The 12,591-nt window shown below is 39.9% G+C and carries 14 protein-coding genes; 4 read left to right on the forward strand and 10 right to left on the reverse strand.

Going from position 1 to position 12,591, the window contains the following annotated elements; all coding sequences use genetic code 11:
* Positions 1–113 precede the first annotated feature (113 nt).
* Entirely contained in the window at positions 114–467 is a 354-nt protein-coding gene (locus KCG35_RS05570) for a hypothetical protein (RefSeq protein ID WP_215818689.1), read from the reverse strand.
* A gap of 218 nt (positions 468–685) precedes the next feature.
* Here KCG35_RS05570 and KCG35_RS05575 point away from each other — a divergent pair, with 218 nt between their 5' ends.
* Entirely contained in the window at positions 686–1,390 is a 705-nt protein-coding gene (locus tag KCG35_RS05575; RefSeq protein ID WP_215818690.1) for a hypothetical protein, read from the forward strand.
* Between the two features lie 72 nt (positions 1,391–1,462).
* On the opposite strand, the gene KCG35_RS05580 is transcribed toward KCG35_RS05575, so the two are convergent.
* Positions 1,463–2,947 carry an AAA family ATPase gene (locus tag KCG35_RS05580; protein ID WP_230409038.1) on the reverse strand — a complete coding sequence of 495 codons (1,485 nt, stop codon included), beginning with the start codon at positions 2,945–2,947 and terminating at the stop codon, positions 1,463–1,465.
* A 102-nt stretch (positions 2,948–3,049) separates the two neighbouring features.
* On the opposite strand from KCG35_RS05580, the gene KCG35_RS05585 reads away from it, so the two are divergent.
* Positions 3,050–3,391: a histidine triad nucleotide-binding protein gene (locus KCG35_RS05585; RefSeq protein WP_215818691.1), complete on the forward strand. Its 342-nt coding sequence runs from the start codon at positions 3,050–3,052 to the stop codon at positions 3,389–3,391.
* 135 nt (positions 3,392–3,526) lie between these two features.
* Here the strand turns inward: KCG35_RS05585 and KCG35_RS05590 are convergent, their stop codons facing one another.
* Together KCG35_RS05590 and KCG35_RS05595 are read right to left on the reverse strand one after the other, a co-directional pair.
* Entirely contained in the window at positions 3,527–3,937 is a 411-nt protein-coding gene (locus tag KCG35_RS05590) for a VOC family protein (RefSeq protein ID WP_215818692.1), read from the reverse strand.
* Positions 3,938–3,940: 3 nt separating this feature from the next.
* Complete coding sequence (locus KCG35_RS05595) at positions 3,941–4,363, reverse strand: OsmC family protein (protein WP_215818693.1); 423 nt, start codon at positions 4,361–4,363, stop codon at positions 3,941–3,943.
* 249 nt (positions 4,364–4,612) lie between these two features.
* On the opposite strand from KCG35_RS05595, the gene crp reads away from it, so the two are divergent.
* Positions 4,613–5,257 carry a cAMP-activated global transcriptional regulator CRP gene (gene crp / locus KCG35_RS05600; RefSeq protein WP_027709772.1) on the forward strand — a complete coding sequence of 215 codons (645 nt, stop codon included), beginning with the start codon at positions 4,613–4,615 and terminating at the stop codon, positions 5,255–5,257.
* 72 nt (positions 5,258–5,329) lie between these two features.
* On the opposite strand, the gene trpC is transcribed toward crp, so the two are convergent.
* From trpC to rpe, 6 genes are all read right to left on the reverse strand, one after another.
* Positions 5,330–6,133, reverse strand: coding sequence for an indole-3-glycerol phosphate synthase TrpC (trpC, locus tag KCG35_RS05605; protein ID WP_215818694.1), 804 nt, complete (start codon positions 6,131–6,133; stop codon positions 5,330–5,332).
* 23 nt (positions 6,134–6,156) lie between these two features.
* A complete protein-coding gene (trpD, locus tag KCG35_RS05610) occupies positions 6,157–7,200 on the reverse strand; it encodes an anthranilate phosphoribosyltransferase (RefSeq protein WP_215818695.1) in 1,044 nt (347 codons plus the stop codon).
* Between the two features lie 18 nt (positions 7,201–7,218).
* The gene (locus KCG35_RS05615; RefSeq protein ID WP_215818696.1) at positions 7,219–7,803 is read right to left on the reverse strand and encodes an aminodeoxychorismate/anthranilate synthase component II; all 585 of its coding nucleotides are present in this window, start codon (positions 7,801–7,803) and stop codon (positions 7,219–7,221) included.
* A gap of 119 nt (positions 7,804–7,922) precedes the next feature.
* A complete protein-coding gene (trpE, locus tag KCG35_RS05620) occupies positions 7,923–9,404 on the reverse strand; it encodes an anthranilate synthase component I (RefSeq protein ID WP_215818697.1) in 1,482 nt (493 codons plus the stop codon).
* 401 nt (positions 9,405–9,805) lie between these two features.
* Positions 9,806–10,486 (reverse strand): phosphoglycolate phosphatase, encoded by a 681-nt coding sequence (locus KCG35_RS05625; RefSeq protein WP_215818698.1) that lies wholly within the window; start codon positions 10,484–10,486, stop codon positions 9,806–9,808.
* Positions 10,486–11,157, reverse strand: a complete 672-nt coding sequence (gene rpe, locus KCG35_RS05630; RefSeq protein ID WP_215818699.1) for a ribulose-phosphate 3-epimerase — start codon at positions 11,155–11,157, stop codon at positions 10,486–10,488. Before rpe ends, KCG35_RS05625 begins: the two co-directional genes overlap by 1 nt.
* A 147-nt stretch (positions 11,158–11,304) precedes the next feature.
* Here rpe and KCG35_RS05635 point away from each other — a divergent pair, with 147 nt between their 5' ends.
* Positions 11,305–12,510, forward strand: a complete 1,206-nt coding sequence (locus KCG35_RS05635; RefSeq protein WP_215818700.1) for a DUF3530 family protein — start codon at positions 11,305–11,307, stop codon at positions 12,508–12,510.
* The last annotated feature ends 81 nt before the right edge of the window (positions 12,511–12,591 follow it).

Genomic DNA, 12,591 nt, shown 5'->3' on the forward strand with positions numbered 1-12,591 from the left:
CACTTGCTGCAGAGCACGAACCAGACCAACCCCTAAAAAGCTAATAAAAACATGTTATTACGAGTTTTTTTTCAATCATTTAAAAATGTCATGTAAACCTAATAAACATTCAATTATTCTGTCGACGTTTCAACAAACTCCCAGCCATGATCTGTATAAATCCATGCAGATCCATTCTGTTGGCTAAATCGAAATATGACTACACCATCTTTTGAATCAGTAAAGCTCAGTTTATAACTCGCAAAATCATAGTTATTTTTTGTCCCGCTTTCTTTTAGCTGCTTCCAGGCTATTCCATTAAAAGCCCAACTATCACCTAAAAAAGTATCCAACTTTATGGTAATTGGATTTTGAGCAGTTTCATGAAAAGTATAAATTTCATATCGATTGCTCATAACTTCATCTGCAACACAAAAGACAGGTAAAAAAGACACAATCATAAAATACAAGTTTTTTTTGTTTAACATTTTCGTAATAACCTATATTTTGTGGATATCAAAAGCAATTAACTCAGTCAATATTTGCACAACTGGTTCATTAAAGGTGAATACAAGCTGCGCCAACACTAATTATTCTCTATTATTAGAACTATAGATTATTGTTCTTAACTACAATGGGATACTAAGACAATGGAAGTTAATATTTCACCTTTAACAAAAGCGTAATATTACAGGGAAAATATTAAATGGACAGTAATATATCAAAGAAAATCAAACTGAGTAGTAATCAACATCACTTGATGTCATACTTGCAAACCTCAAGCCCCTCTAAAAATTCTCCTCAATTTATGCAAGCTACAGAAACACTACAATTTTTTGATTTAACACAATTAGATCTCGACGATCTACCTAATAAAACAGAAATCAGGATATCAAAAATAATAAAAAATATTTGGTATATGTGCTTTAGCTTACTCTGCTTTATTTTTATTGCGAGTTTAATGGGGTTCTTACCTAGTTGGCTAGGAGGTATTATTGGCGCTTTTGCTTTTTTACTTGCAATAACCTACTCCGATGAAATCATACCTCACTTTAGTGGAGCAACTCACTATCAAAGATTAATTAGTCAATACAGAAATGAGCTAGAAAGAGCAAAGCAATATATTATGAAATATGAACAAGAACATGGATACATCCATTTTTTATTTCCACTTTTGGAGTTCGATTCATCACTAAGAAGTACTGACAACCTAAAGCTTTTATCACTATCTCGCTCAAAAAAAATACTTTCTTATTTAAATTCTGCAGAACATATTGCACATTATCAAAATTTTATACGTGACGCTCAATTATCGTTAATCAAAATGCACAACCAACAGGCATCAGTAAAACTAAACAAAGAAGAAGATAAAAGCACTCTTGCCAGTGAAAAATGTAGTGAAGAAAGTTAATTGGCTATCATCAACTAACTTTCTAATTACTTATAAACTTATAAATTTGCTTTATTATTTTAATTCAACCATTTACTGAGCCTGAACGGCTCTATTTTTAGCCCAACCTCGCAAGATTGCAATATCTTCAGCCATCACAACAGAAAGTGGACTTGTAGATTGAATATTTTTTTCTAAATGTGTTTGTTTTAGCGGTTCATCACTTGCTTTTGCTGAATAAAGTGCACCCACAATAACCTGCTCAATTTCTGCTCCCGAAAAACCATCCGTAAGTTCAACTAACGCTTCCAAATCAAATGGTTCTGATTCAATACTACGCTTATTAAAATGAATAGCAAAAATATCCCGGCGCACTTCTGCATTAGGTAAATCTACAAAGAATATCTCGTCCAAACGTCCTTTACGTATTAGTTCTGGTGGCAACTGTGTTATATCGTTAGATGTCGCAACTACAAATACGGATTTTTTCCGCTCAGCCATCCATGTTAATAACGTTCCCAAAATCCGCTTTGAAGTACCATCATCACTACGCCCTACAGCTATACCTTTTTCAATTTCATCCATCCACAATACACAGGGAGACATCACATCAGCTAGTTTAAGCGCTTCTCTAATATTACGTTCAGTTTCACCAATATATTTGTTGTACAGTGCTCCAAAGTCCATCTTAAGCAGTGGAATTCCCCACATCCCTGCTACAGCCTTTGCAGCCAAACTTTTACCTCCTCCCTGAACACCCAGCAACATCACTCCTTTTGGTATATCTTGCTGTTCTGAAGGTTGGAGAAATGCTGTTCTTCGTTGGCTTAACCATGCTTTAAACGCATTTAATCCACCAACCTCAGAAAAATGTGCTGTTTCATACTCAAAGCTCAAGACGCCTTCCATATCCATTAAAGAAAACTTTGCCTTGTTCACTTCAGGTAAGTCATCAACGGTAATCGCTCCATCATCGAAAATAGCGCCTCTTGTTAGCTGTCGAGCCTCATTTAAGCTCAACCCTCGTAAATTACTGACAAGCTTATCCAGTGTCTTGCTATCTGTTTTTACACGTCGCCCCAGGTTCTTTTTAGACCAGTTATTAGCCTCTTCTCTTACCATCGCAAGTAACTGCTCATCTGTCGGCAGAGAAAGCTCAAAGTGCGCCCCCAGCCGTTTTACCTCTGGAGGTAAATCTAAAGCGTGACTTAAAAGTATAACAATATGACGCAACTGAGAGTGCTGTAGGGCTATATCCTTTAGTAAACGTATATTTCGATGCTCATTAGGATGAAGGTATGGATGGAAGTCACACAAAACAAAAAGACTAGGAACTGTTTCTTTTTTGATATGAACTAAAACCTCATCAGCTTCAGTTATCGCCTCATTATCAGAACCATGCCCAAACCCAAGCCGGTTTAACCCTTCTGTCACACTCCATGTAAAAAGCACTAAGCCTCGATTCATTGCTAAACGTGTCATCATCTCTAGAACACGAAGCTCGTCGTATGACTCTACAACAATAATAGGCGTACCTGAATCAATGACTAACCCAAGATCATGGATATCGTTTTTCAATGTTTGCTCCAAAACACCCTCGTTAATCAAACTATTGTTTGACTCTTCAGTGTGCGTTAACGTTTATTTCTGAAATTTAATTTAGACAAAAGGATTAAGTCTGTGTCTTGTATTTTTTGTAAAATTATCAATCATGAACTTGATGCACAAATTGTTTATGAGGATGAGCTAACACTGGCTTTTCGAGATATAGCCCCTGCAGCACCACATCACTTATTAGTTATACCAAAAACCCACATCAGTACAATTAATGAAGCAGATAATACCCATCAAGCACTACTTGGCCATATGCTACTAGTCGCTAAACGTTTAGCACAAGAAGAGAAGATTCATGAAAATGGGTATCGCTTAGTGATGAATTGCAATAACCAAGGAGGTCAAACTGTTTTCCATATCCATCTTCATCTCCTGGGAGGAAGAAATATGCACTGGCCTCCCGGCTGATCAGCTCACCACATGGATAAATATAAAATGGTGAAAAAACACGTATCGGCACCATTTTTTTAAGCTATTTGTCCCCCAGCAGTATAAAAAGACTACTGGGGTAACAATAGAGGCACAAAACAGGTAAATAAGTGTTTACTTACCTTTAGAGATAGGAGGATGATAAATCATCTGCACAGTGGTGCCGTCCGGATCAAGACAATAAAAACTCCTGGCACCATCACGATGTGTTCGAGGCTCAGATAACATCACAACATTTTGCTTACGAAGAAATTCATACCATACATCAACCTGATCTATTTCATCGATAATAAATCCGATATGATCTAGCCTTTGTTGTAATTTATCAATTTCAGAATGACGTTTATGTAAGGCAAGATTATCATTTCCTGATGTTAAAAAAACATTTTCATTATCAGGCCGCCACTCAACAGTCATTTCCAATAAATTGACATAAAAATGTTCACATGCAGCCAAATCTTCAACAAACAAGGCAACGTGACGTAAACCTGCTGTTTTTTTTGGTCTATCTAATAATGTAGTCATACATTATTCCTGTTCACATATTTTATAATCATGACTAATTTCAACGCCTGCTCGACCTAGCATAATTGATGCTGAACAATATTTTTCTGCAGACAAATTTACTGCTCGTTCAATATGTGATTCTTTAAGATTTTTTCCCGTTATAACAAAATGCAAATGTATTTTTTTAAATGTAGCTGGAACCGCATCTACCCGTTCAGCACTAATTTCCACATAGCAGTCACTCACCTGTTGACGCGCCTTTTTTAGAATAGAAATCACATCAATTGAAGAGCACCCGCCCATTCCTAGCAACAACATTTCCATTGGACGAATACCAAATTCTCGCCCCCCCTCATCAGGCGAACCTTCCATCACCACCGTATGGCCGGTACCAGACTCTCCTAGAAACATTCCATTTTCAATCCATTTAACACGTGCTTGCATAATTATTACTCAACGAGCTATCTTGTAAGTTAATAACGAGGTATGAAGCCTAACATAGTTTTTTGAATCCTCATTATTTTACTGCGAATGTTTTCACGTTTAAATTAGCTGTCTAACGCAAAAAAAATGGACAGGCATCATAGTTTAAACACTTAACCAATTGACTAACTAGAATAAAGGGAATTTTAGGGTCATAATGAAAACTAAAAATAATAGGATGTTATTAACATAAGTTGTTGGACCCTGTTTATGGTTGCTATTACTACACCTACACCCAAAATTAAAGACTTAGACAAATTTTTGTCACTATGTCACCGTCGCCGCTATAGTGCTAAAAGCACAATTATTTATGCCGGCGATAGCAGCGACTCCCTTTACTATATTGTGAAGGGTTCAGTCACAATTTTAATTGAAGATGATGACGGTCGGGATATCATCATCGCTTATCTGAACGCAGGAGATTTCTTTGGCGAGATGGGATTGTTTCTTGACGATGAAGAAGGATCTCGTAGTGCTTGGGTAAGAGCAAAAACTGAATGTGAAGTTGCTGAAATTAGCTACAGCAAATTCAAAGAATTTTGTGAAGAAGATCCAGAAATCCTCTTTGCCCTTGGAAAGCAAATGGCTAATCGCCTTCGCAACACAACGCGCAAAGTAGGTGATTTGGCATTCCTTGATGTTACTGGCCGCGTTGCTCGTACATTGCTGGATCTATGCAAAGAACCTGATGCCATGACTCACCCAGATGGGATGCAAATTAAAATCACCCGTCAGGAAATTGGCCGTATTGTTGGCTGTTCAAGAGAAATGGTTGGACGTGTATTAAAAACGCTAGAAGAGCAAGGACTAGTATCCGTTAAAGGAAAAACAATGGTGGTATTCGGAACTCGTTAATACCAACATTTAATAGATAGGCGTTCAACAAGAAAGGCGAAATTAATTCGCCTTTTTTGTTTTATATCTTTTTTATAAATAACCATCAAACAAAACAGCTAATTCCTTGCCTGGATTTTGCTGCCGCATAAATGCTTCTCCTACTAGAAATGTCCAAACATTATTTGCGACCATCTTTTCAACATCTGCTGACGTTAGTATTCCACTTTCAGTAACAACAATTTTGCTTTCTGGTATAGCAGGCAGCAATCGCAAGGTTGTCTCTAATGAGACATCAAAAGTATGCAAGTCACGGTTATTAATACCTAGAAGCGGAGTGGGTAGCTTCAGAGCCGCCTCCAACTCTGTTTCATTGTGTACTTCAACCAAAACATCCAAGCCTAGTTGAATAGCTTCCTGTGATAAATCAACAAGTTGTTGATGTGACAATGCAGCCGCTATCAACAAAATACAATCTGCACCAATATACCGAGACTCAACAATCTGATAAGCATCAATAATAAAGTCCTTGCGCAACATTGGAAGCTGACATGCCTCACGCGCCTGCTGCAGATAAACATCTTCCCCTTGGAAAAAGTCTTTATCTGTAAGCACCGATAAACACGTAGCACCATATTGCTGATAGTCAGCAGCATGCTCAGCTGGATGAAAATGCTCACGAATCACCCCCTTACTTGGGGAGGCTTTCTTAATTTCAGCAATAATCGCTGCTTTTTTCTTATTCAGTTGTAGCTTGATAGCAGAAGCAAACCCTCTAGTTTCAGGTAAATCAGCCACTTTCGCCAGCAACGTTGATAATGAAATTGCTTGCTTTCTTGAACTGACTTCTTCTTGTTTTCGCTGCAAAATTCGCTTTAGTACTGTTGGAGTATTCATTACGACAACTTCTTTACCTGTTGTTAATCATCCACTTGAGTGGCATATCGTGTGAAACTCGCCAACTCACTAATTTTTTCTTTTGCTAAACCGCTGGCAATCGCATCTTGAGCCATCGCAACACCTTGCTCCATGCTACTTGCTAAACCTGCCACATAGACTGCTGCACCAGCATTTAATGCAATCATATCAGCTGCCTTGGTAGCATTTTCCTTTGTTTGTTTGCCTAGTGCATCACGAATTAACTCAATACTACTTTCAGCTGAGTCCACTTTAAGTCCTGACAATGACTTCAGTTCAACTGAAAACTGCTCTGGGCTTAACTTATACTCAAGTATCTCGCCGTTTTTTAACTCAGCAACCCAAGTGTCTGCAGCAATACTAATTTCATCCAGACCATCTCCAGCATGTACCACCATGACATGCTCTGACCCCAACCTTTGCAAAACAGTAGCAATCGGCCTAACCCACTGCCGAGCAAATACGCCCATAACCTGTCGCTTAACGGCTGCTGGATTAACTAAGGGGCCTACCAAATTAAAAAGCGTTCTTACACCAAGCTCTTTCCTCGGGCCAACCGCATACTTCATGGCACTGTGATGGGCTGGCGCAAACATGAAACCAACCCCTACATGCTCAATAGATCGAGCAACTTGCTCTGGTGTTAAATCCAGTTTAATCCCTGCAGCTTCAAGCACATCAGCACTACCTGTTTTGCTTGAAACAGAACGATTACCATGTTTAGCTACATGGCCACCGACAGCAGCAACCACAAATGCTGCAGCAGTCGAAACATTAAATATATTTGAGCCATCCCCCCCTGTTCCACAGGTATCAATTAGGTCAGGAAGGTTAAGATGGACAGGTTGAGCAAGTGAACGCATAACTTCTGCAGCGCCAACCAGCTCGTCAACAGTCTCTCCTTTCATTCTCAACCCAACAAGCAAACCTGCGATTTGCGCATCAGTTGCCCGCCCTGTCATTACCTCGGTCATGACTTTGTGCATCTGCTGGGTAGTTAAATCATGTCCTTCAACAATATGCGCTATGGCTTGTTTAATATTCATTTTCACTCCCTCCCCCAATCAACAGCTCTGTCGCAAAAAGTTAGCCAGTAAGTCATGACCCTGTTCTGTTAAAATCGACTCAGGGTGAAATTGAACCCCCTCTATCGCCAATGACTTATGTCGGATCCCCATTATTTCATCCACAGACCCATCTGCTAATTCAGTCCACGCCGTAAGCTCAAAACAGTCTGGAAGTGAAGACTGCTCTAAAACAAGAGAGTGATAGCGCGTTGCTTGTAACGGGTTCTGTAGCCCAGAAAAAACGCCTTGAGAATTATGCTTAACAGGGGAAGTCTTGCCATGCATAACTTCTTTAGCCCTTATCACTCGACCACCAAAAACTTGTCCAATACTCTGATGGCCAAGACAGACACCTAAAACTGGAATTTTTCCTGTAAATGCTTCTATAACGGCCAGTGAAATACCTGCCTCATTTGGGGTACAAGGACCAGGAGAAATAACGATATGAGAAGGTGACAGTGCTTTAATCTTTGCTAGATCAATTTCATCATTGCGATACACTTCAACATCTGCATCTAGTTCTGCCAGATATTGCACAATGTTGTAGGTAAATGAGTCGTAATTATCAATCATTAATAACATGGCGATCTCCAGAGGAAAAATACCAAATGTGAAACTAAAGAAGTTATGTATTCACTCCTAATTCACTTAGTATCTAAACCTCAAAATACTGTGTGTGGTAACTGTGCTAGTTTAATTGGCTAAGGAAGATCCAATTCTGTTTGAGCAAGCATGGCTGCACGCATAACTGCTCGCCCTTTATTTAGTGTTTCCTGCCACTCCATTTCAGGCTGTGAGTCAGCCACCACACCAGCACCAGCCTGGATATACAGTGTATTTTGTTTAATCACTGCTGTTCGAATAGCAATGGCCGTGTCCATATTGCCATTCCAGGAAATATAACCCACAGCACCACCATAAATGCCACGTTTAACCGGCTCTAACTGATCAATAATTTCCATAGCCCTCACCTTTGGCGCACCACTAAGTGTACCTGCAGGTAGTGTTGCTTTAAGTACATCCATTGCAGTGAGGTTATCTTTGAGCTGTGCTGTAACATTAGAAACAATATGCATAACATGGGAGTATCTTTCGATAATCATCTGATCAGATACCGTGACAGTGCCTGTTTTTGCCACACGACCAATATCATTCCGCCCCAAATCAATCAGCATTAAGTGCTCAGCTAACTCTTTTGGATCGGCCAGCAAATCCTTTTCTAACGCTAAGTCTTCTTCTACGGTTTTCCCCCTTGGTCGTGTACCTGCAATAGGGCGCACCACAACCTCTCCATCTTCAACACGTGCTAAAATTTCTGGAGATGACCCCACAACATAGAAATCCTGCAGGTTAAAGTAGTACATGTAAGGTGAAGGATTTAAGCATCGTAATGCACGGTACAAATTGATAGGTGGATCAGAGAAAGGTGCCTGCATTTGCTGAGATAAAACGACTTGCATGGCATCCCCAGCCATTATGTAGTCCTTAATCTTATTAACACCTTCTTGAAAGGCATCCTGTCCAAATAAAGACTTAAAATCAGTTTCTGATAGTGGTGCACTACCTGCCGCATAAGGTGCATTTACTGTTGCCCTGCGCATTCTGGCAACTAATTGGCCCAGTTTTACTTGAGACTTTTGATAGGCGTCAGCCTCACTAGGGTCTACATGAGTAATGAGTAGAATTTTTCCAGATAAGTTGTCAAAAACAACCACATCATCAGACACCATTAACAGTATATCTGGGGTGTTTAATTCATCCTTGGGGGAAGAGTTTGCAAGCTTAGACTCTATATAACGGATAGTGTCATAACTAAAATACCCCACCAAACCACCATTGAACCGTGGCAAATCATCCGGCTCATAAACTTTAAAGCGTTTAAAGTACGTCTCAATAAACGTCAAAGGATCATCAACCGTCAGGCTTTCTAAAACAGTACCTTGTTCTTCAATGATTACCTGATGACCAAAAACTTTAAGTACCGTGCGACAAGATAATCCAATAATGGAGTAACGCCCCCATTTCTCGCCACCATGGACAGATTCTAAAAGGTAGGTATAAGGCAGGTCTGCCAATTTAAGGTAGGTGCTAAGCGGAGTGTCGAGATCAGCTAGAAGCTCACGGGTAACTGGAATACGATTGTAGCCTTGTTCGGCTAGCTGTAAAAACTGCTCGTGTGTCATGCGTTTTACCTAAACAATATTGAGTCATTACAAATATCCTTTGTTTTACTATCACCAAAACCAACGCCACCATCGCCAGCTAGCCGTTAAAGGTCGTTGTAAAAGACTCATATATTGCTCTGTAAAAGCTAACATTTTCACAGTTTATTCCCCTACTGTTTTCCTAGATAACAGGCTTATTGTTATAAGGCCTTCTCATTTATACCCACAGCGAAGAGTATATTCAATTATATTTCTAATGCGAAGTTAACGATGCTAAATAATAAATCACTGAAACTCAAATAATAACCATCAGCTTCACACTCCCCCCTAATTGAATAACTATGGATGGAGCAACCAATGGTTATATTAATCACAAAACCGCTTATTAACGCTATGTAGCTAACACTTGCCTAAATATTTCAGCACAAGAGTTCTGCCAGGGAGTCTACCACTATATCAGGGTTTGCTGTATCAATCTGCTCACCATGATTATAACCATAACTAACCGCAACTACAGAAACGTTAGCCGACCTAGCAGCTTTCACATCATTAACGGAATCACCTACCATTAATGTTTTTTGAGGTCCTTTTGCAAAGAAATCCATAGCATGAAGTAACGGTGCAGGGCTTGGTTTCTTCTCTGGAAGGCTGTCACCACTTAGCACCAGGTTAAAAAAGTGTGTTAAGTTTAACCTTTCCAGTAGTTGCTCAGTAAACTGGCTAGGTTTATTAGTTACAATCCCCATGCTGATATTTTGCTGATGCAGGCACTGCAAAAATGCTAAAACACCTTTATAAACACAAGCCTGCTCACCATTGTGGTGTTCATAGTGAGCATTAAATAACTGATTAGCCTTTGTTAATAACGCATCTGTTAGCGGCTCAGCTGACTTGGCCAGCAAAGCTCGCTCAACAAGCTTTGGCGCTCCATTGCCAACCCAATGACTAACTGGTTCTTGTCCGGCAGGCTCAAATCCAAGGGCTACAAGCATAGCATCGACAGCACTCGTTAAATCAGGAATACTGTCAACCAGCGTTCCATCCAAATCAAACAACACCAACTCAGGATCTGGTAATACTGGGAAAGCAATGACAGCCATTAATTAACCTCCGCCAAATTAGCACGCATTTGTTCAATGACAGCTCGGTAATCATCTTTACCAAAAATGGCTGACCCGGCAACAAAGGTATCCGCACCAGCAGCAGCTATCTGTGCAATATTCTCGACAGTAACACCACCATCCACTTCCAAGCGAATTGGCAAACCACTTTCATCAATGATGTTTCTGGCTCGCTGGATTTTCTTAAGTGCTTGAGGAATAAATTTTTGACCACCAAACCCAGGGTTTACAGACATGATTAACACCATATCCACTTTATCAAGCACATATTCCAATACATCTAAAGGTGTTGCTGGGTTAAATACCAACCCTGACTTAGCACCACTTGATTTAATGAGCTGGAGTGAACGATCAATATGCTCTGATGCTTCAGGATGAAACGTAACGTAGGTTGCACCCGCATCAATAAAGTCACCAATTATACGATCAACAGGCTTAACCATTAGGTGGACATCAATATCAGCGGTAACACCATAATTACGTAATGCCCTACATACCATTGGCCCTACGGTTAAATTTGGTACAAAGTGATTATCCATCACATCAAAGTGAACAATATCAGCACCAGCTGCTAAAACAGCATCCACCTCTTCCCCCAGACGTGCAAAATCTGCAGATAAAATACTGGGTGCAATCAAGTAGTTTCTCATTATCACCACCTCTTCATTCAGGTTGGGCGCATTTTATCTGAACTTATCTATGCTTTCAGTAGGACTAGCTCAATAAAAGCTAAGCATTGTTCTCCTAATTGCATATACGTAACGCCATTAAAATTCAGGGTCAGGACAGAATGCACCATGCGTCACATTGATTTATTTATTACCTGCATCATTATTCTGCTTTCTGGCCGTATACTTCTATGGGCTGCTCAAGAAGACAATTCAACCAATAGCCCAGCAGCTCCCACCCAGCCTTCCAACTCTGGGCAGCAAGCCCCTTCCCCAACAGATTCTGCCAACGCAACTATGCAAGAAAATACAACTACACCACAGCAAGATAGAGCACTAGCTAACGATTTCATAAACCGGAGCCAACAAGCTCTACAACAAATCTATGCATCTGACCAACTGGTAACCCTTAACCTGCCAAAGGATACAATATACGGGCTGTGGCAAAATGAACGTGCAGGCTCATTAAAGGGGGCTGTAATACTTCTTGCAGAACAAGGCAATCATGCAGATTGGCCAAAGTATATGCATAAACTCCGACAGCAACTGCCATTAAAAGGCTGGAGCACGCTAGCTATAAATCCACCATCTCCATCAAAAGTTATAATGGAAGCCCGAAAAGCTTCCTCTTCAGATTCAGATAAAGCAAATGCTATTGATGCTGATACCAAGCAGAAAAACAAAAAGTTAGACAATAAAACAAACGCCAATCCTACTTCAAATAAAACTGATAATGAAAAGCAGCAAACCTCGCCTAACAATAATCAGCCAAAGACTAATACAAAAGAAAATTCTGCCCCCAAAAACCAAGAGACTGATAGTGAAAAGCATTTGCCAGTGTTTAAAGTAACACCCTCATTGCAAGAAAAATATGCAAGTAGCGTAAATGAATTAATGAAAAGTGCACATAAGTTTGGTCAAGAAAAGACAACTGATAAAGTGTTCTTGTTAGCCATTGGTAACAGCTGCCCCTTTTTACTACCCCACCTCACTAATCATCCTGATGACTACACAGGAATCATACTCATTGACTGCAAGCCGAATAATTGGTCTCCAGCCTCAATGCCTGTTGAACCTCTAGATAAACTGAAAATTCCTGTATTAGACTTAGAAGTGAATAGTGCCCCCCTCTATTCCAGATGGGCACAACTCCGTAAGGCTGCCAGTATTAAGGCAGAAAACCCCAGCTACCGACAGCGATTACTCATTAGTATGAGTTATGACAGTACGCTGGATAGCCGCATTTTAAAGTATGTGGGTCAATGGGTAGATGCTGTTTTAGATGCAATAAAACGTGCAGAAAAGGCAGCAGAAGAAGCTGCTAAGTTACAGTAGCAAAAAATGGGGCACTCTGGTAAACCCTCTAAATAATTTACCAAAACATCTATTCGAAAGGCCTTCTTAACTTGAGCATGC

The organism is Zooshikella harenae (genome assembly GCF_018837975.1).
GTDB lineage: Bacteria > Pseudomonadota > Gammaproteobacteria > Pseudomonadales > Zooshikellaceae > Zooshikella > Zooshikella harenae.